The sequence below is a fragment of the Flavobacterium sp. NLM genome (genome assembly GCF_002210235.1).
Lineage (GTDB): Bacteria > Bacteroidota > Bacteroidia > Flavobacteriales > Flavobacteriaceae > Flavobacterium > Flavobacterium panici.
Window position 1 is genome coordinate 178,930 of sequence record NZ_LIAC01000002.1, and the last position, 21,262, is coordinate 200,191.

At 35.0% G+C, this 21,262-nt stretch carries 11 protein-coding genes; 1 reads left to right on the forward strand and 10 read right to left on the reverse strand.

Going from position 1 to position 21,262, the window contains the following annotated elements:
- Positions 1–22: 22 nt before the first annotated feature.
- From APR43_RS02920 to APR43_RS02965, 10 genes are all read right to left on the reverse strand, one after another.
- Complete coding sequence (locus APR43_RS02920; RefSeq protein ID WP_053471950.1) at positions 23–1,825, reverse strand: glycoside hydrolase family 2 protein; 1,803 nt, start codon at positions 1,823–1,825, stop codon at positions 23–25.
- Positions 1,826–2,080: 255 nt separating this feature from the next.
- On the reverse strand, positions 2,081–4,495 hold the full coding sequence (locus APR43_RS02925) for a glycoside hydrolase family 2 protein (protein ID WP_053471949.1): 2,415 nt from the start codon (positions 4,493–4,495) through the stop codon (positions 2,081–2,083).
- A 95-nt stretch (positions 4,496–4,590) separates the two neighbouring features.
- Positions 4,591–5,763, reverse strand: a complete 1,173-nt coding sequence (locus APR43_RS02930; protein WP_053471948.1) for a glycoside hydrolase family 88 protein — start codon at positions 5,761–5,763, stop codon at positions 4,591–4,593.
- A gap of 286 nt (positions 5,764–6,049) precedes the next feature.
- The gene (locus APR43_RS02935) at positions 6,050–7,570 is read right to left on the reverse strand and encodes a RagB/SusD family nutrient uptake outer membrane protein (protein WP_053471947.1); all 1,521 of its coding nucleotides are present in this window, start codon (positions 7,568–7,570) and stop codon (positions 6,050–6,052) included.
- Positions 7,571–7,583: 13 nt separating this feature from the next.
- Positions 7,584–10,586, reverse strand: a complete 3,003-nt coding sequence (locus APR43_RS02940; RefSeq protein WP_053471946.1) for a SusC/RagA family TonB-linked outer membrane protein — start codon at positions 10,584–10,586, stop codon at positions 7,584–7,586.
- Positions 10,587–10,801: 215 nt separating this feature from the next.
- Positions 10,802–14,893 (reverse strand): two-component regulator propeller domain-containing protein, encoded by a 4,092-nt coding sequence (locus tag APR43_RS02945; RefSeq protein WP_053471945.1) that lies wholly within the window; start codon positions 14,891–14,893, stop codon positions 10,802–10,804.
- A 326-nt stretch (positions 14,894–15,219) separates the two neighbouring features.
- Complete coding sequence (locus tag APR43_RS02950) at positions 15,220–16,848, reverse strand: DUF4955 domain-containing protein (protein WP_053471944.1); 1,629 nt, start codon at positions 16,846–16,848, stop codon at positions 15,220–15,222.
- A gap of 323 nt (positions 16,849–17,171) precedes the next feature.
- Positions 17,172–18,359: a mannonate dehydratase gene (gene uxuA / locus APR43_RS02955; RefSeq protein WP_053471943.1), complete on the reverse strand. Its 1,188-nt coding sequence runs from the start codon at positions 18,357–18,359 to the stop codon at positions 17,172–17,174.
- Between the two features lie 125 nt (positions 18,360–18,484).
- On the reverse strand, positions 18,485–19,297 hold the full coding sequence (locus APR43_RS02960) for an SDR family oxidoreductase (RefSeq protein ID WP_053471942.1): 813 nt from the start codon (positions 19,295–19,297) through the stop codon (positions 18,485–18,487).
- Between the two features lie 190 nt (positions 19,298–19,487).
- A complete protein-coding gene (locus APR43_RS02965; protein ID WP_053472032.1) occupies positions 19,488–19,940 on the reverse strand; it encodes a YhcH/YjgK/YiaL family protein in 453 nt (150 codons plus the stop codon).
- A gap of 213 nt (positions 19,941–20,153) precedes the next feature.
- On the opposite strand from APR43_RS02965, the gene APR43_RS02970 reads away from it, so the two are divergent.
- On the forward strand, positions 20,154–21,161 hold the full coding sequence (locus APR43_RS02970; protein ID WP_082356420.1) for a LacI family DNA-binding transcriptional regulator: 1,008 nt from the start codon (positions 20,154–20,156) through the stop codon (positions 21,159–21,161).
- The last annotated feature ends 101 nt before the right edge of the window (positions 21,162–21,262 follow it).

The following is a 21,262-nucleotide window of genomic DNA, read 5'->3' on the forward strand; positions in this document are numbered from 1 at the left end:
TGAATTGGTAATGGTTCTTAATTTATTTTTCTTCTTTTTTCTTTTTTTCGTACCAATTCTGCATAATGTAAAAAGCTTTCTTCTTTTCACCATCATTTGAAATTAAACCTTTACGATTGTAACCGTCCTGAATACCCGGAAGTAATCTTTTTGGAGATCTGAAATCAACTAAAATCCACGGACTTAATCCGCTTAAATGAGGGATTTTTTCAATCATTTTCAAATTCTGAATGTATAAATATTCCTGATATTCTTCTGTCCAGCGTTCGGTTTTATCTCCGTGAAAGCCAGCTTTTGCATCACCTCCAAATTCTGAAACAAAAACAGGTTTGTTGTATGGAGTAGTCCAAAATGTTTTTTCAGCATTTTCTAAGTTACCGCCGTACCAGCCTAAATATTGGTTGAAAGCAATAATATCAAGCGATTTACCAATTTCATCGTCAATTTTTCCGTTACGCGTTAATAAAGCCGCACTAATTAATCTTGTATTATCAAGAGATTTTGTATGCGTTACTAAATTCGTGATAAAAGTATTTCTGGCATCAGAAATAGGAGTTTCATTTGCCATAGACCAAATTACGATACTCGCTCTGTTTTTATCTCTGGTAACAGCAGCAGTTAACTGATCTTGGGCATTTTTATAGGTATTTTCATTTTTAAATTCAACCGTCCAATAAACCGGAATTTCTTCCCAAACCATTAATCCCATTTTATCAGCCTCTCTAATAATGTTTTCGTTATGCGGATAATGCGCCAAACGAACATAATTACAGCCTAATTCTTTTGCCCAGTTTAATAAGCGTAATGCATCTTCCTGAGAATTCGCACGCCCGCCTTTGGCATTTTCTTCGTGAATAGAAATTCCTCTTAAAAAAACCTGTTTTCCGTTTAATAAGATTTTATCTTCTTGTGTTTCAATCGTTCTAAAACCAATCTTATCATTTAATTTCTTTCCGTTAAAATCGATTGTAACATCATATAATTTCGGATTTTCCGGCGACCAATACGAAATCTTTTTAGCTGGAATTTCAAAATTTAAAATTCCGTCAGCACCAATTTTTCCTTTGTAATTAATTTTTAATTCCGGAATAGAAATCGAAGCCTGATTTTGTGCCGGATTCAAATTATTGATTTTGATAAAACCAGAAATAATATTGGCATTATTCTTTTTAAGCTGAATGGTGTAATCTTCAATAAATGCAGATTCTTCTTCGATTAAAGTAACATCGCGTGTAATTCCACCATAATTCCACCAATCGGTATTAACTGTCGGAACATCTTCTTTATGACGCGTATTATCTACTTTAATAACTAAATAATTGTCTTTAGGTTGTACAATCGCAGTAACTTCATAATTAAATGGAGTGAAACCGCCTTCATGAGTTCCTAGTTTTTTTCCGTTTAAATAAACATCAGCTTTGTAATTGATGGCTCCCAAATACACAAAAAGACGTTTATTAGCGGCCAAATTGTAGTCGAAAGATTTTTTGAACCAAACGTTTCCTTCGTAATATTTTAGTTCTGTAACCTGTGAATTCCAGTCGCCGGGAATATTTATTGTTGGCGATTTATCAAAATCATATTCTACTAATTCCTGTTTGTTTGCCGCGTGATAATTACTAAAAAATGCGCCTTTTGCCGGTTTTTCCTGTTTGTCGTATTGATCAAGGTGAAAGCTGTAAAAGCCTGTTTGATACGGATCAATAATATAATTCCAAACGCCGTTTAAAGAGGTTGTGTTTCGGTTTGGAACGTTTGAAATTAAACCTTGTGATTGTCCGGCAGCGAACGTTGTCAGGAATAATAGTGTTAGGATTTTTTTCATTTTTTGTAATCTTTGTTTGTAATGTATTTATGTGTTTTGCCACAAAGGCGCGAAGGCGCAAAGTTTTTTCATTTTTGTCAAGATTGGCGATTTACATTGTGGAAATTCTAGTGCGATTTACTTCGTCCGTTCGCTATCGCTCGGGTCTCTTTCCTCGAAATGACAAACTTCACGCTTATTTTTTAAAATCTTTTTAATCCTTTTAATCTGTGGCAAAAAAAACTTTCTGTCTTAGCGCCTTAGTGGCTAAAAATCTTATTGAACAGGTATTTTCAAATATTCTCCTTTAAAACTTTGGTTAAGCGCCGTTATTTCAATAGGATCATTAGAACCATCAGGAATAACTTCAATAGACGCTTTTCCATTTGCCATTTTTATCGATTCACTTCCGGTTGGTGTTCCTTGATTCTTCAAAGTTTTTCCACCTTTCAAACATTGGAAATAAACACTTTCTTCATAATCTAAGCAGCGTAAATTGTTATTATCAATTGCAATTGCCGTAACCAGATAATTACCATTTTTTAGTTTCTCTGAAGACAATTGTAAAGACGAAGCCGTATCATTTTTATTGAAACGATAATTAACCTTAATCGTATCAGAAACCGTTTTACCGTCTTTATTTTTACCAATAGCAACTAAAACATTTTCTCCTTTTTTAAAATTGACATCCCAAGTTAGCCCATTTGCAGGATATAGAGCAAGATTTCTTTGCTTTTCACCAAGAGATTTTCCGTCATGGAATAAGGTAACTTTCTCGCAATTACTAAAAACATTTATCGTTCTTGGTGTATTTTCAGGACCTTGACGTTCTGTCCATGTATGCGATTCTATGTAAGCGAAAGGCTCTTTGCTCCAATAACTTTTAAAAACATAATACGCATCTTTCGGATTCCCGTTTCGGTCCACCAAACCTTTTTGGTTCATATACGGAATATCATCTTCTGGACGTAAAGGCGTTGCAAAATCCTTAAATGCCCATTGTACATTTCCCACAAAATTTGGGTCATTCTCGGATATATGCAAGTGCCAGTCAAATAAATCAACGATATAATTTTCGCTCCAATCTCCAATTTGAGCAATATTGGCCACTTTAGTCTGTACAATTGCTTCTTCCCAGCCTTCCGCTTTAATAACATTTTCGCCTGTTACTGGGTTTTCGCTGTGACGGCCTACGTGGCTGTCTCCGCCATATTCAGCGTGAATGAAATGTTTGTATTCTTTTTTGTAAACATCAATTGCTTTTTGGTAGCTTTTGTAACTTCCAGAATACCAGCCAGACCAGATAGAAGGGGAGAATACATCCACAATATGTGAACCTTCATAATATTTTCTAATTGCCGTTTTTCTGGTTGGGTCCAGTTTATGCGCAATGTCATTTAGTTCCGTTAAAAAAACATTTGTTTTTTCTGTATTGTCACCATTAGGAAAATCAGGAAGCCAGTTCATTTCATTTCCAAGTGACCAGATTATAATACTTGGATGATTGTAATTTTGATTAATAATTTCTTTAAGCATGTTTTTAGTATTTGTCTGCCAAAGTTCACCGCCAATTCCACCGCGGCACCAAGGAAGTTCATCCCAAACTAATAATCCTAATTCATCACAAGCTTTGTAAATTTCAGGATCTTGCGGATAATGTGCTAAACGAACAAAATTTGCCCCCATATCTTTTATTGATTTCATGTCGGCCCAATGTTGTGCATTGCTCATTGCCGCGCCAACTCCGGCTTGTTCTTCATGGCGATGTGTTCCGCGAATCAATAAACGTTTTCCGTTTAAATAGAAAGGACCATGATCTTTAAACTCAAACCATCTAAAACCTACTTTCTCAGAAACGCTGTCTTTAATTTGATTTTTTTCTGATAAAACAGCCGTTAAGGAATATAAATTTGGTTTTTCGGTATCCCAAAGTTCCGGGTTTTTGATGTTTTCAAAAGTGATTGTCGAAGTTTTATCTGAAACAGGAATAGTTCTACTCGCCACTTTTTTTCCTTTCGGATTTTTAAGTGTTACGGTTAACGATAAATCTTTTGAATTATCTGAATTAATGAAAGAAGAAACAACTTGTACCGTAGCATTTTTAGCCGAAACTTCAGGCGTTGTAATCTTCAAATTATCAATATGATTTTTGTATTTCGAAACGAACCAGACATCGCGCGTGATTCCGCCATAAATAAAGAAATCACTTTTTTGAGACGGAATAATTTCGATATCGTAACTATTATCAACGCGAACAAAAATATCGTTGTTTCCTTCTTTAATAAAGTTAGTAATGTCTATAGAAAAGCCAATATAACCGCCAATGTGTCCGCCGGCTTCTTTTCCGTTTACATATACTTTTGTGGTAATATTTGAACCTTCAAAGTATAACGAATACACTTTGTTTTTGTCAATTTGCGGAATATTTAATTTCTTTTGATACCAGCTTGCGTCACGTCGGTAACCCGGATATAAATCGGTTGCATCTTCGGCATTCCAGGTATGTGGTAAATTTATAGAAGTCCAGTTTGAAGCCTTTAGAGCTTCGGTAAGATTTGAAGTATGATTTTCAAGATACAGCCAGTTGTCGTTAAAATTCATCTTTGTCTGAGCAAAACTGCTGCTCAGACAAATCTGAAAAAAAACAAAAAGCGCAAAAATTGAAAATGTATTATTTTGATAATTCTTCATGTGTGTTTAGGTTCAGAGGTTCAAAGTGACAAAGGCTCAGAGGTTCAAAGTTCAAAAGCTGAAAACCTTTGTCGCTTTGTACCTCTGTACCTTTGTTACTTTTTTCTAAGTAACGCTTCCAAAAAATAATAGTCGGCGTAGATTATTGGTTCGTCAATTTCGTCATGTTTTGGCCAGTTTCCTGTGCTGTGATCAAATAGAAAAGGAGCCTTAATTTTAGAATCTAAAATATATTTATCAGTTTGAACCGATGCTATTAGTTTATCGGCGAAAGCCAAATAACTTTTATTTTGTGTATAACTATACAATTCATATAATCCTGATGCCATTACCATTGCAGCTGAAACATCTCGCGGCGAATTTGGAATACTAGGATCTTTTAAATCCCAATACGGAATTCCGTCTTCCGGCAGATTTTTATTTGTCATAAAAAACTTTGCTGTCGCTTCGGCTTGTTTTAAATAAGCCGGATCTTTTGTATATCGGTACGACATTGTAAATCCGTAAACTGCCCAGCCTTGTCCGCGTGCCCAAACTGAATCGTCATTAAAACCTTGTAAAGTAGTTTTCTTTCTAACTTCACCCGTATTCGGATTATAATCTATTACGTGATAACAGCTGTTGTCTTCTCTAAACTGATTTTTTAAAGTGGTATTGGCATGCTGAATGGCTACATCACGGTATTTTGGATTTCCGGATAATTTAGATGCTTCAAAAAGCAATTCCAAATTCATCATATTGTCAATGATAACCGGATAATCCCAGATTTCTTTATTGAAATCCCAGGAACGAATGGAACCTACTTTTGGATTAAACCTTGTGCATAAAGTTTCGGCGCCTTTAATAATTACCGCTTCGTACTCTTTCTTGTTTTCCACTTTCAGCGCTTCTCCGAAACTGCAAAACACTTTAAAACCTACGTCATGCGAATTACTGTTAACACTTTCCTTTTTGCTGAAAGGAGTCCATTTTTGAGCTTGTTCTTTATATTTTGAGTCGCCTGTTAATTGGTATAAATGCCAAAGATTTCCGGCAAAAAAACCGCTTGTCCAGTCTTTTGAAGGGACTTTGCGAATCTCATTGGTTTTGATATTCATGCTTCTTGGCATCGACAGAGAATCTACCGGATAATCGAGTAACATTTTGTAACGCGTTTCCAGTAAATTATTTGCCGCTGCAGTGCTTTTTGTTTGAGAATTAATCCCGGACTTGCACGCTGTTACCAGCGATGCAAACCCAAGGATTAAAATGAAACTAACTTTATTCATATTACTAATTAATCTAATTTTTAGTTTCTAGACTTTGTTTTTAGACGCAGATTTTACGGATTCGCATTCGAGAAAACGCTGATTTTTGCGAATTTTTTTCTCTCGCAGATTTGGCAGATTTGGCAGATTTTTTTATTTCCAACAGATTATTTTTTTTAAAAATTCAATCTGCTCAATCTATCAAATCTGCGGGAGACAAATTATTGGTGACATAAAAAATCCGTTCAAATCTGCGTTTTCGCGAAGCGAATCCGTTCAAATCCGCGTTCAATATAATTATGCTAAATTAATAACCCGGATTATTTGGTTTTAAATTTGGATTTATTGCCAATTCTGTTCCCGGCAATGGCCATAAATAATCTTTGTTTGGATCAAAATTTGCATGCGGTTCTAAACCAGCAGGACCAAACACTTCAGGACCATTTTTCAATCTTTTGATATCATACCATCTGATATATTCAAAAGCCAGTTCTAATCTTCTTTCGTCAATAACCATTTTTTTGAAATCAGCTTTTGACAAACCTGGTGTTACATTTGCAGGGAAAGAAACTTGTCTTCCTCCTTTATTTCTTGCTCTTGCACGAACTCGGTTTACATAACCATCAGCTTCTGCAGTTCCCGGATTAATTTCGTTTAAAGCTTCGGCTGCTGTCAATAAAACTTCGGCATAACGCATTGTAATATAGTTGTGCTGAGAAGTTCTTCCGTTTGCACCTGCTTTTCCCGGAAAACGGAAATATTTTGCAATATGCGGACGCGGCGCTTTTTCGTTATCGCTTGAAGGAAATACCTGCAATGATCCGCCCGGACCGGTTTTCTTTCTAATAATAGTATCAAAACTTACTGCTCTTCTGTAATCTCTTTGATCCCAAGTATTAAACACTTTTAATGACGGAACGGCAACCGAAAATCCTTGTCCGTAGCTGTAACTGTCATCTTTTAATGAACCAGTAAAAAACGCTGTATAATCCTGACCGTAATTTCCTGATGTTAAGTTATTAAAATCTACTGTAAATAATGGTTCTTTTAACGAAGCTGCTTTTGTAGCGTTAAATAAATCCTGAAAATCTGCATCAAGACCTAAACCAAATTTTACTTCGTTTGTAATAACATATTTCGCTTCATCATATGCTTTTTGATATTGACCCAAAGTTAAATAAACAGAAGCTAAATATCCTGCTGCAGTACCTTTTCCAGGAACGGCTTTTACTTTTGGTTTATCATCCAGCCATTGTTTTGCAAATTCTAAATCGGCAATAATTTTAGGATACACATCTGCTTCTTTTGTTTTGCTGATAGAGTTTACTTGAGAAACATCATTTACTACAAAATCAATGTATGGAATATCTCCGAAAAGACGTACTAAATGATAGTAAGTAAAAGCTCTAGCAAAATAAGCCTGAGCTACAATTGCGTTTACTTTTGCAGGATCTCCCGGCGTTTTTTTAGCACCTTCAATAGCCTGATTTGCTGCCGTAATGATAACATATGATTGTGGCCAAAAGTTAGCAACAAGCGCATTGGTATCGTTCATACTCATATCGTTTACATCGATACGTGCGGCTTGTGTAGTTCTGTCGCCAATGTCAGACATATCGTCGCGAAGCATTAAGGCAATTGTAAATTCTCGTCCCCAATAATTATTATGTGCAATGTTTGCAAAAGCTCCGTTTACAGCGGCCTGTAAATCGTCGGTATTATTGAAAAAGTTTTCTGGACGAATGACTCCCACCGGATGTTCTTCTAAATCAGAACATGCAAAAAAGGTAAGTGTTCCCAGGAAAAGAAAAGCTATATATTTTTTCATGATATTTTTATTGTTAGAATTTTACGTTTAGACCCATTGTAAACGTTCTCACGTTTGGATAACCTCCATAATCCAATCCTAAATTGGTATTACTTCTTGAGTTGTTGTCGTTTAAGTAACTCGTTTCAGGGTCAGTTCCCGGATAATCAGTAATAGTCCAAAGGTTTTGTGCACTGATGTAAAAACGAATTTTGCTTAATCCGAATTTAGAAACAACTTTCTCATCTAAACTATATCCTAAAGAGATGTTTTTTAAACGGATATAACTTCCATCATAAACAAATCTTGACGTAACTCTTTTCGTTCTTGCCGCATTTTTAGGAACATTTGTATCTGTATTTGTCGGCGTCCAGGAATCTAAAACTTCAGTTGTAGCATTGTTGTTTCCAGATGCTAATTCCATTAAAGTATAGTTTAGGATTTGTCCGCCTTCTGAACCTTGGAAGAAAATATTCAAATCAAGATTTTTATACGTGAAATCATTGTTTAAACCAAAGATGAAATCAGGATTTGGGTTACCGATAATCGTTTTATCTTGTGAATCTAATTTTCCGTCACCATTGTAATCTCTGAATTTTTCACCACCCGGAGTAGTTTCAAAATTCCCTGGTAAAACAGTTTCTCCCTGTTGAATTACACCATCATAAATAAATCCGAAGAAAGAACCAACCGGCTCGCCAACTCTCAAAATTTGAGATTCTGTTGCTAAAAAGTGACCTGGAGTTGAGTTGATCAATAAATCTTTATTATCAGCTAATTTTAATACCTTGTTTTTGTTTGAAGAGATATTAAAACTTGTATTCCATGTAAAATCCTGACCAATAAAGTTTTTAGAATTAATACCTAATTCCCATCCTTTGTTTTCTAATTCTCCAACGTTTTGAAGCTGAGAAGCAATTCCGGAAACTCCCGGAAGCGGCCTATTGAATAATAAATCTTTCGTGATCGTTTTATAGTAATCTGCCGTAATGCTGATTCTGTTATCAAATAAACCTAAATCAATTCCGTAATCTTGTTGGTATGAAGTTTCCCATTTCAAATTCGGATTATCCAAAGATGTCAATTGAACCGCATTTACAATAACGTCACCGCTCACATCATAAATTTCAGAGAATCTTGAAAGAGTAGAGTAGGCACCAATTGATGGATTTCCTGTTGCTCCGTAACTTGCTCTCAATTTAAGATTAGAAATCGTTTTGCTGTCCTTTAAGAAATTTTCTTTACCAATATTCCATCCAATTGCTCCAGAAGGGAAAGTTCCGTATTTGTAGTTTTTACTAAAGCTTGAAGAACCATCTCGTCTGGCCGTAAATGTTAGTAAATACTTATCATCGTAATCAAAATTCAACCTTCCGAATGCAGATATTAATTCCGTTTCAGATAAATTAGAATCTGGTTTTAAAAACACAGTTCCCGCGCCAAGATTTCTATATGAATTGGTATTTGTTAAAAATCCTCTTGAAGCCGCATACGAACTTTCGTTTTTGTTTTTTTGATAAGAGTAACCTCCCAGAACCGTTAAAACTCCTTTTTCGATAATTTCACGTTTAAAAGTCAAATAATTCTCTGTTAAGAAAGAAGAAAACCTTGTGTTGTTTACAGAAGCTTCTCCTTTGATATTTTTTCCGGCAATTAAAGTTGAAGGAATAAATCTACCTGTTTGAGAATTATTATCTGTTAAACCTAAAGTGGTTTTAAAATCTAAATCTTTAGTGATTTTGTATTGTGCAAAGAAATTGTTTCTGTTTACGATAGAAACTGTTTCCAGAATATTTTCCATCGCCGTTGCATACGGATTGTCAATGTCATCACCAATTGGCGCTGTTGTTGTATACGTTCCGTCTTCGTTATAAATTCCTTTGTCTGGCATAAAACGGTAAGCCGATGCAATTACACCCGCAGCTCCAGTTCCCCCGGCTCCAGTCTGGCTCACAATTCCGTCCTTGTTTTGTTTACTCGTAAAAGTGTTTAAACCCACTTTAAATTTAGGAGATAAATCAGCTTCAAGATTGGCAACAATCGTATATCTGTCAATTCCTGAATTAATTACAACACCATTTTGGTTGAAATAAGTTCCTGAAACATAATATTTCACAGTGTCAGATCCACCTGAAAATGATAATTGTGTATTCGAAATCATTCCATCACGATAAATAACATCCTGCCAATCTGTGTTTGCAGGTCCTTGTGTATGTGTTGTGAAACTTTTTCTGTACGCCGCAAACTGATCTGCATCTAATAAATCCAGTTTATTGTTTACCGTTTGAATAGAAGTAGAGTTGCTGAATTCAATTACCGGTTTTCCTGGTTTTCCCTTTTTAGTCGTAACCATAATAACCCCGTTTGAACCTCTTGATCCGTAGATTGCCGTTGCCGAAGCATCTTTTAAAACCTCAATAGAAGCAATATCCTGTGGAGCTGGCATAGAAACTCCTGCAAAACCGTCTACAACTATAAGAGCATCTCCGCTCGCATTAATAGAAGTTCCGCCACGAACCCTGATTTTTACAGGCGCACCCGGCTCACCACCATTATTACTTTGTACCGAAACCCCTGCTGCACGACCTTGTAAAGCTTGTTCTGCACTTAAAACAGGATAAGCAGTCAATTCTTTTGCCGTTACAGAAGATACTGAACCTGTAATGTCGCTCTTTTTACGAGTTCCATAACCTACTACAATTACTTCTTCAAGATTTTTAGTATCTGGTTTTAAACTTACATTAATGGCAGTTTTGTTTCCAACCGGAATTTCAACACTTTGGTATCCTACGAAATTGAATACTAAAACAGCATTTTTTTCAGAGACAAAAACAGTGTAATTTCCATCCATATCTGTAGTAGCTCCAACAGAGGAATTCTTGATATAGACATTAGCACCAGGTAAACCGAGTAAATCTTCGCTCGAAGTTACTTTTCCTGTAACTTTTCTCTCCTGTGCACTCATCATGATAGTTGCCAGTAAAAAAGTTACTAGTAAATACCATCTAAACGATTTAATTTGTTCGTCTGTAAACATTCATTTTTTGGTTTTAAGGTTAATGTTAGAGAAAGTAGAAAAGCAATAGACTCATTCCGATTATCATAATGACAAACAAAATTTGCAGCAATAAAAAGTTTGTTTTCCTGATTTTCATATCGCAAATGTATAGGCCGAAAACGATATAGAAATACAAAAAAGGGTATCTAAAAATACAGATACCCTTTTTTAAGCCCTAAAAAACAGTGGGATTTTTAAAATACGACAGTAGATTTATAAAATTTGTCGGAATATTGCGACGGAGTTTCTCCGTATCTTTTTTGGAAGCATTTGCTAAAGTATTTCGGATTGTTAAAGCCGACTTTATAACTGATTTCTGAAACGTTTAATTTGTTTTGTTCCAATAATTGAGCGGCACGTTTTAACCTGATTTCATGAATGAATTCGTTTGGTGTAAAATTTGTCCAGGCTTTTACTTTTAAGAATAACATGGTGCGGCTTACGCCCAATTCTGAACAGAAAAACGGAATATCAAATTGTTCGTTCGAAATATTATCTTCTACAATTTTAAATGCTTTTTTCAATAATTCTTCGTCGAGAGATGAAACCGTAATTTCAGAAGGAATAAAACTGTCTTCGCTTGAAAATTTAAGTTTTAAACGTTCGGTTGAATTTAAAAGGTTTTTAACGCGAAGTCTGAATTCCATTAAATTAAACGGTTTGCTGATGTAATCATCGGCACCGCTTTCCAGTCCTTCAAATTTATAAACTAACGAAGATCTCGAAGTCAGCAAAATAACCGGAATATGACTCGTTTTTAAGTTTTCTTTAATTTTAGAACAAAGCTCCGTTCCCACCATTTCGGGCATAATAACATCACTTATAATCAAATTCGGAACAAATTTTAAAGCCTTTTCAAAAGCAATTTTTCCGTTTTCGGCCTCAATAATATTATAATCTTTTTTGAGCAGGTTTTTCATGAATTTTCTCAAAACCTTATGATCTTCAACAAGCAGAATTGTTTGCTTTTCTTCATTAACAATCAAATCTTCAATGTCTTCGTTTTCTATAGTTTCCGAAGGTTCAAGCTGCGCCGTATATTGTGCAATATCATCGCTGATTTTAAAATCAGGAATAATCTCGCTGTCTAAAAGATGTTCACGCCCAAGCGGAAGCGTTACTTTAAAAATAACGCCGCCCGAAGTTTTATTGGTAACATCGATTGTTCCTTTATGCAGTTTCACAATATTTTTTACGATTGAAAGTCCAATTCCGGTTCCTTTATTATAATTTTTCTGAACCTGATTGTGTGTTGGCACTTCAAAAAATAAATCGAAAATTTTATCAATATGTTCTTCTGAAATTCCCACTCCCGAATCTTCCACAGCAATAAAAAGATTTTCGTGATCGTGATTTATTTTAATGTTGATCGTTCCGCCTTTTGGCGTATATCGAAACGCATTCGAAATCAAATTATAAAATACACGTTCGAGTTTATATCGGTCAAAATAAACCGATATTTCCTCATCCGAAGTTTCAAAAGTATAATCGTAACCGCCGTCTTTGGCATATTCTATAAACGATAAAAAGATTTCTTTAGTGAATTTTACTATATTTCCGTTAGCAGATTCCAGTGTAACCTGATCATTCTCCAATTTTCTGAAATCCATTAAACGATTAATTAAACTTAAAAGATGATTGGCGCTTCCTTCAATCACCAAAAGCTTTTTGTACATTTCATTCGTTCCGTTATAATCCGCCAGAATTTGCTGTAAAGGCCCTAAAATCAACGTTAAAGGCGTTCTAAATTCATGCGAGATATTAGTAAAGAAATCCAGTTTTGCACGGTTATTTTCTTCAATACGTTTTGTTTCAAGATATTCCAGTTCTAATTTCTGTTTCAATCTCGCTTTTGATTTCATAATCCAGATTAAACCGTATAAACCTAAACCAATAATAATTCCGTATAATAAAAACGCCCAGATACTGCGCCACGGAGCCGGATTTACAACAACCGTAAGCGTTGCCGGAGTTTTGTTCCAAACACCGTCGTTATTAGCACCGCGAACTTCAAAAACATAAGTTCCAGGATTTTGAATGGCAAAATTAGCTTCTGCATTTTTAGTCGTTGTCCAGTTATTTTCCAATCCAATTAAGCGATAACTGTATTGATTGTTTTTGGATCGAATGTAATTTGGAATTGCAAAGTTTATCGAGAAATTAGCTTTGTCATAATCCAGCGTTATGGTTTGGGTAAAACCAATACTTTTTTCTAAAATTCCGTCTTTATCTTCTGCATGAATAGTTTCGTTCTTGATTTTCAAATCGGTAATTAAAACCTGAGGTGAATATTGATTTAGGGAAATTTTTGCAGCATCAAAATAGGTTGCCCCAGACGGACTTCCGAAATAAAATTGATTCGAATCTAATTTTAAAGCCGAATTATCATTGAATTCATTACTTGCCAATCCATCTTTTTGATCATAAATTACAATATTCTTTTTCGTTGTATTGTATTTAATAATTCCCAAATTAGTGCTGATCCAGAGGTTTTTATCATCATCTTCTAAAATAGAATGAATAGAAGTAATTACCGTATTTCCTATTTTAAGATTAATGTGATTAAATTTTTTTCCATCAAAATAATGCAGCCCTTTTGCTTTTGTTCCCACCCAGATTTTATGTTGAGAATCCTGAAACAAAGTCAAAATATCATCACCGGACAAAGCAGCATGATCATAAAAGAAATGCTGAATAGTATATTTTTGCGGATTGAAATTTTTTAACGGAATTCGGTTTAAACCATTTTGAGTTCCAACCCAAACATAATTTTGTTTGTCAACTAAAATAGTTCGGACAATATTATTGGTTAAAAAAACAGGTTTTGTATTATCATTTCCTATAATTTGAAAAGTTCTATTTGCTGTATCGTAACGAATTAAACCTTTTCCAAAAGTTCCAATCCATAAAACAGGACCTTCGGTTTTAAGCGAATAAACGCCGCTTTCTTTCAATAAAGCCAGTAAATCCGAAGTAATTCGATTGTCTTCAATTCTTTTTGAAATTGTATTATAAGCCGATAATCCTTTGCTAAAAGTTCCAATCCATAAAATATGATCGTCAGAAAGGCACATCGATTTAATATCATTTTTATTGGATTGTCCGGTTTTGCTGTTAATGTAACTTACGGCTTCGGTATTTTGGTTGAAAATCGTGATACCGCCGCCTTCTGTTCCAAAATAAATATTGTGATTTTTATCGGCAATGATCGAACTAACCACGTCAAAACTCATTGGAATCTTTTTCGAATTTTGATTGTAATTAGAGAAATTAACATTTGAAACATCCCAAAGATTCACGCCTTTGTAATAACAGCCAATCCAGATCGAACCTTTTTTATCCATATAAACAGATTTTACTTTGTCGATTCCGTTGTTGTTATTGGTGTTGTTTATTTTTTGCAGACTTTTATCCTGACCTAAAATGTAAATTCCGTCATAAGCACCGATCCACAAAGAACCTTGCTTGTCAATTATCAAAGATCGAATGTCACTATTGATTTCGCGGTATTTTGCAGCATCTAAAAAAGGAACATAAGCTTTTTGTTTTTGATCGAATTTTAAAAGGCCTTTGTTTTTTGTTCCAACCCACAAATTGCCTGTTTTATCTTCAATAACCGATTGTACCGTTAATAAATCAACAGGATTTAACGGATAATTTTTAAACGAAAATTTACTGCCTTTTCTGCTTGTCAACTGGCATAAACCTTTTGTAGTTCCAATCCAGATTTCACCTTTTTTGGTTTTTACAATGCTTAAAATATTATTGCTGGGAAGTGTAGAAGTATCCGTGTCTGAATGAAAAACCGAAGTAAAATTTCCTGTCTTTTTATTCAAAATTGTCAATCCTTTTGAAGTTCCAAACCACATTTCGTTACCAATTTCTTTAATCGTCCAAACCGCATTATTGCTTATCGTATGATTGGCTTTGGTATGCAGATATCTGGTAAATTTGCCAGAAACAGGATCATAACAATTCAAACCATTGTAAGTTCCAACCCAGATTTTTCCAGAATTGTCTTCTACAATTGCCAGAATATCATTGTTACTGATCGAAGATTTATCATTAACATCATTCCTGAAAATCGTAAATCGGCTGCCGTCGTATTTATTCAATCCGTCGCGCGTACCAAACCACATCTGCCCAAACTTATCTTGATGTATAGCAATAACAGAACTCTGCGAAAGCCCGTCGGTTGTAGAAATATTTTTAAGGCGGTATTTATTTTGGGAAAACAGATTTCCGAAAATAAGTACGGTTACGAGAAAAGCTATTTTGTATTTCATAGCGTTTATTTTTTAGGTTCAAAGAGGCAAAGGATCAGAGGTGCAAAGGTTTTTATATTGATATAGAATTTAAAACATAGCCAGCGGTTTCAACCGCTGGAACACAAAGTTTTTTCTCATTTTTGTCATTTCGACGAAGGAGAAATCTTCGCGAGAAACTCTACAAAGATTGGACTCTCGTTGGCGAGCTAATTGAGGAGATTTGCTTCGCCTATTCGCTATCGCTCGGGTCTCCTTCGTCGAAATGACAAAGAATACTTATTAATGATGAAAATGAACAAATAAAACTTTGCGTCTTAGCGACTTTGCGAGATTAAAAAAGAACTTTACTTCAATCGCTTTTTCAATTGATAATCATACAGCGACGGGATTTTTTCTATCGGCGTATTTAAAAATTCAATATAGGGATCGACGTCGTATTTGATTTCAAATTTTGTATTTCCGTGTACGCCAATGATTCTGGCAAAAGCTCCGTCTTTCATTCCGTATAACAAAACCGGTTTTGACTGATCCGGGTTTTCGACCTGTACATTTAAATTCCAAAACGTACTGAAAGGTCCGTGCGAAGGTTTCCAGTAATCAGCACCGCCGCCGCCAAATAAAAAATAACTATTGTTTTTATCAGCCGTAATATGAACCGTGATATTATCAAACAAATTTTGATGATTTGCTCCCGAATGCTGATCTAAAAGAGCATCGGCAAATATTTCACAATCCTGATATACGTTTTTGGTAGAAAAAGTATTGAAACTCAACGGATGAACCGCTTTGTTGTAGATTTTAAGATTCTTTACTAAAACATTATGAACGCCGCCTAAAGTTACCGTATAATGGGAAAGATGCGGTCCGTCAGTAATTATATTCTGAACCGTAACATTTGAAATTTCTTCGCCAAGAATCCCGCTGTCGGCATTGGTGATTTTTACATCATTCACCCAGCTGTTAAAAAGACGGGTCAGGAAAATAGCATTATTTCCCGGCTCAACATGATGCGCCACTCTCGGAATATCAGGAAAAGTAAAACGAAGATGTTCAATTCCTATTTCGTTTAAATGTTTCCATTCTACCAATTGTGCCTGATAACTTGGTTTAATTGAAATAGTTAATGGAGTTTTAATAGTAATTTTTGAATTTGAAATCTTCACAATTTCAACCTGCTGTCTTACAATAGGAAGTTTTGGAAACTGCCAGTGGTGCGAGCCCGGTTTTACTTTTGCGCCCTGATATAAATCTTTAATAATTTCGCCGTTTTCACCATCTTTATTGAACAACTGTAATTCGACAATATCACCAACTTTTAGATTTTTTACATCAGAAACATTGATCGTAAATTCGCCCATTTTCCCAGAACTGACTTTCGCCAAAACATTAGAATCCGGTTCGTATTTATCCAAGTAAGATTTTACGCGTTCACCCGGAACCTGTGTCCAGATAAAACCGCCAGACCATGCATATTGTGAAAAAGGCAAATCGACATTGTTTTCAGGTTCGCGTTGTCTTTTATCAAAAGTGATAAGATATTCACGAAGTTCCGCCAGAGATTCAGGATCTTTAAGATACATCATTGGTCTTGGACAGTAAATTTCTGTTCCGTTTTCACCAGAACCAGCACCACGAAGAACGAAATTGCTTCTTTCGATATATACAATTTCACTCAGAATAATTTTGCCTTGAGGTAATTGTAAAATAACATTTCCGTCAACGGCATTGGCTGCTTTTAAAGCTTTCAATAAAGCTTTTGAATCGTCTAAATTATCATTTGCTTTTACGCCAAAATCAACAGCATTAATAATTTTTCCATTAGATTCAGGAATTTGGCTTTCGCCGAAATGATATCCCGCAAAACTAAAATCAGGAAGATAATCTGTTTTTGAAGTAATAATTTTGGGTATTTCCTGCGCCAATACAGCGTTCATAAAAAGGCTGCAGGATATAAGGATGGTTTGGCGAATCATGGTTTTGTGGTTTTTGTGGTTAGTTAGTTTTATTGTGTGGGTTTGCCACGAAGGCGCTAAGGCACAAAGTTTTTTTTCTCGCAGATCTCGCAGATTTTGCGGATTTTTTTGTCATTTCGACATAAGGAGAAATCGCACTAGAAATTCCGTGTAGAAATTCTCCAATCTTTGTCGAGCTGCTTGTGCGATTTCTCGTTCCTCGAAATGACAAACTAAACTTTTAAATTATCTGCTTAATCAGCAAAATCTGCGAGAGAAAAAAATCTTTTTAATCCTTTTAATCTGTGGCTAAAAAAAATCTTAGTGCCTTCGTGGCAAAACCTTTATAATATAGATCGCTTAATCCCTAATTCAAGTCCTCGCAATTCTGCAAGACCTCTTAAGCGCCCAATTGCAGAATACCCCGGATTTGTTTTTTTCTTTAAATCATCCAGCATTTGGTGTCCGTGATCCGGGCGCATTGGCAATTTAGTTTTGTTTCTTTTCTCCACTTCCAAAATTGCTTTTACAACTTCGTACATATCAACATCACCTTCAAGATGATTTGCTTCATAGAAACTTCCTTCTTCATCTCTTTGTGTACTTCTTAAATGAATAAAATTCATTTTATCACCGTGACGTCTCACAATTCCCGGTAAATCATTATCTGCTCTTACGCCGTACGAACCTGTACACATTGTAAATCCATTTGATTTAGAAGGCGCAGCATTCATTAATTCAATCAAATCTTCTTCCGTACTAACAACTCTCGGCAAACCTAAAATCGGATAGGGCGGATCGTCAGGATGAATTGCCATCAAAACACCTTTACTTTCGGCAACCGGAATAATCTGTTGTAGAAAGTAGAATAAATTATCTTTTAAAGCTTGTCTGTCAATATGATGGTAACCACTTAATGTAACTAGAAAATCTTCAACAGAATAAGCTTCTTCGGCGCCAGGAAGTCCAGCCAGAATGTTTTGTTGCAGTTTTACTTTATCTTCATCCGTCATAGCCAGAAAATAGTTTTTGGCTTTTTGGGTTTGCTCTGCAGAATATTCTTTTTCTGCGCCTGGTCTTTTCAAAATGAATAATTCAAAAGCAGCAAAAGCATTAATATCAAAACGTAAAGCTTTCGATCCATCTTCAACCGTATATGATAAATCGGTTCTTGACCAGTCTAAAACCGGCATGAAATTATAACACACACATTTAATTCCGCATAAAGCCAGATTGCGAATGCTTTCTTTATAATTTTCAATGTATTGAAGATAATTTCCAGTTTGTTTTTTAATGTCTTCGTGCACCGGAATACTTTCCACAACCGACCAAGTCAAACCCGAAGCACCTTTTTTAGGATCTCCGTTTTCGTGTTCAATTTCTACTTTTCGTTTAATAATTTCTTCAATGCTCCAAACTTCTCCGTTTGGAATATGGTGTAAAGCCGTTACGATTCCGGTTGCTCCGGTTTGTGCAATATCTTGTAAAGAAACAGGATCATTTGGTCCGAACCATCTTAATGTTTGTTCCATTTGTTATGTGTTTTTGGTTTGTTCTCCTGCAAGGTTTTCAAAACCTTGTAGGTATTATTTTTTATTTATATAGATGTATAATTTAGACCTACAAGGTTTTCAAAACCTTGCAGGATGTGAAAATCTTAAATGCTAGTTGCGGCAAAACCTCCGTCAACTTTTAGGATTGTTCCCGTTACGAATTTTGACATATCGCTGCATAAAAATAAAAGCGCACCGTCTATATCTTCAGGAGTTCCAAATCTTCCCATTGGTGTGTGATCAATAATTTTTTCGCCACGCGGAGTCAATTTTCCTTCTGGAGTCAATAATAATGCACGGTTTTGTTCTCCAATAAAAAATCCCGGTGAAATCGCATTTACACGAATTCCTTCGCCATATTTTTGAGCTAATTCAACCGCCATCCATTGTGTAAAGTTGTCAATTGCCGCTTTTGAAGCCGAATAACCTACAACTCTCGTTAAAGGTCTTTGTGCCGATGCCGATGAAATATTAATAATATTTCCTGATTTTTGTTTCGCAAAAAGCTCCGCAAAAACCTGAGTTGGAAGCATAGTTCCAATGATATTCAAATCGACAACTTTTTGTAAATCATCTGTCTTCATATCATAAATAGCCTGATCCGGCTGAATCGTTGCGCCCGGCATATTTCCTCCGGCAGCATTAATTAAGATATCTAAACGACCGTATTTTTCTACAATAAAGTCTTTTGCTTTTTCTAATTCTTCTTTGCTTAAAACATTCGCCTGAATCGCAAATCCTTGTCCGCCATTCGCTTCTATATCTTTTACAGTTTTTGTTGCTTTTTCAATCGATTGAGAAACAATCCCAACAATTACGCCTTGTTTTGCCAAAACGTTTGCAAAGTTGCTTCCTAATACTCCGGCACCGCCCGTTATAAGTGCAATTTTTCCTTTTAGATTAAATATTGAATCCATTTAGTTTTATTTAAAAATTTCAATACTTTAAATTCCAAATTCCAAACCTCTGGAAAGTAAAGTATATTTATATGTGTTTGATTTTATGTTTAAATCTCAATTTTTTAAATCCCAAATTCCAATTTTTGAAAAATAATATTTTAAGTTTTCACTTGGAATTTGGAATTTTAAAATTTGGAATTTTTCTCCGTTAGGAGATTCTAACTTTAAATACCAGTTTTTTCAAAAAGCCTTCGCCAATCATTGCGGCGTGAACATCTTCCGGAAATAAAATCGCAAATTGCTTTTCCTGAAGTTCAAAAAACATATCCGGTTTATCGTGAAAAAAACGAACATCTCTTTCGTCGCTGTAATCACCGTTTGGACTGACACATTTTTCTCTTGGTTTCCATGCAAAAGTTTCAGGACCTTGTATTGAAATCTGAATGTCAATGTTTTTATCGTGGCATTCAAAGCCTTTAATACTTTCTTCTCTCGTACTTCCGTCACCGTGAATTACGATTAATTTTAAACCTTCATTAATTTCTATAGTTCCCGCTTCAAGATTTGCAATGTCAGTTTGATTTACGTACTCAAAAGCTTTTTGAAAATTAGGATGCAGACTATAATATTTAGCTACATTATGTAATGAATCTACAATCATTGGGTAAAGTTTTGTTTTGGTTTTTGAAATAATAATATAAAAATTGTTTGCCGTTTTTATATTATGTGTATTTTTACGTGTACGCACACGGTATTTTACAAATGTATGTAAATTGTAATGTAAAACAACTTATTTTTGCTAAAAAAATAATTTATACCAAAGAGCTTTTATTATTTTAACTAAAAAAGAATCAATATCATAACAATTAAAAAAATAGCCGAATTAGCCAATGTTTCGCCCGGAACTGTTGACAGGATTATACATAATCGCGGTCAGGCTGCACAGGAAACTGTAGATAAAGTCAATGCTATAATTGAAGAATTTGGCTATAAGCGAAATATTCTCGCCAGTAACTTAGCCTTAAATAAGAAGTTTCATTTTGCAGTTTTTCTTCCTAAATATGAAAAATTAGAATATTGGAGAAGTCAGGTTGAAGGTATTGAGAAAGCTGCTTTGGAGTTTAGCAAATTCGGAATCGTTCTGGATTATTTCTTTTACGATTTTAACGCAGCTTCTTTTAAGGAATCTGTCAAAAAAGTACTGGAGTTCGATTGCGACGGATTATTATTTGCTCCAATATTTTATGAAGATTCTGTTCAGTTTTTAAATGAATACAAAAAGAAAAATATTCCGGTTGTGATGATCGATTCGAATATTTCGAATGAAGACGATCATGCTTATGTAGGTCAGGATGCTTTTCAAAGCGGTTATTTGGCCGGAAGACTAATCAGTTTTGCGGTGAAAAATGAAAGACATGTTTTGATTTTTAAAATTACCCGCGAAATCGAAAGTACCTCTGTGTACTTGCAGCGAATTGACGGATTTTATTCTTTCTTTAAAGGAAATGAAGATCTCACGAATTTTAAATTTTCAGAAGTTACCATTAAAGATTCGGGAATCGATCAAATGAATTTGGAGATGTTTTCAGGAATCAGCAGTATTTTTGTACCGAATTCAAGGGCTTATATTGTTGCCAGATTTTTGGAACAAAACAATATAAAAGGCATCCGAATTATTGGTTACGATTTATTAAATGAAAATATCGAATACCTAAACAAAGGCGTAATCGATTTTTTAATCAACCAAAGACCCGAAAGTCAAGGTTATATGGGAATCAATTATTTATATAAAAAACTGGTTCTTCAGGAAGATGCAGAACGCACACATTATATTCCCTTAGAAATTATCTTAAAAGAGAATTATTTTCCTGCAAGGCGTTGAGTTTAATTGCCCACGGGTTTTACGGATGAAACTGATTGACGCAGGTTATTTTTAAAATAAACCAGTGAAAACCCGTTCAATCCGTAAAACCCGCGGGCAAT

Coding starts and splice junctions, on each gene's coding strand:
- APR43_RS02935 (WP_053471947.1), bottom strand. CDS start 7,570: ATGAAAAAATATATAGCTTTTCTTTTCCTGGGAACACTTACCTTTTTT.
- APR43_RS02945 (WP_053471945.1), bottom strand. CDS start 14,893: ATGAAATACAAAATAGCTTTTCTCGTAACCGTACTTATTTTCGGAAAT.
- APR43_RS02965 (WP_053472032.1), bottom strand. CDS start 19,940: ATGATTGTAGATTCATTACATAATGTAGCTAAATATTATAGTCTGCAT.
- APR43_RS02930 (WP_053471948.1), bottom strand. CDS start 5,763: ATGAATAAAGTTAGTTTCATTTTAATCCTTGGGTTTGCATCGCTGGTA.
- APR43_RS02920 (WP_053471950.1), bottom strand. CDS start 1,825: ATGAAAAAAATCCTAACACTATTATTCCTGACAACGTTCGCTGCCGGA.
- APR43_RS02960 (WP_053471942.1), bottom strand. CDS start 19,297: ATGGATTCAATATTTAATCTAAAAGGAAAAATTGCACTTATAACGGGC.
- APR43_RS02950 (WP_053471944.1), bottom strand. CDS start 16,848: ATGATTCGCCAAACCATCCTTATATCCTGCAGCCTTTTTATGAACGCT.
- APR43_RS02925 (WP_053471949.1), bottom strand. CDS start 4,495: ATGAAGAATTATCAAAATAATACATTTTCAATTTTTGCGCTTTTTGTT.
- uxuA (WP_053471943.1), bottom strand. CDS start 18,359: ATGGAACAAACATTAAGATGGTTCGGACCAAATGATCCTGTTTCTTTA.
- APR43_RS02940 (WP_053471946.1), bottom strand. CDS start 10,586: ATGTTTACAGACGAACAAATTAAATCGTTTAGATGGTATTTACTAGTA.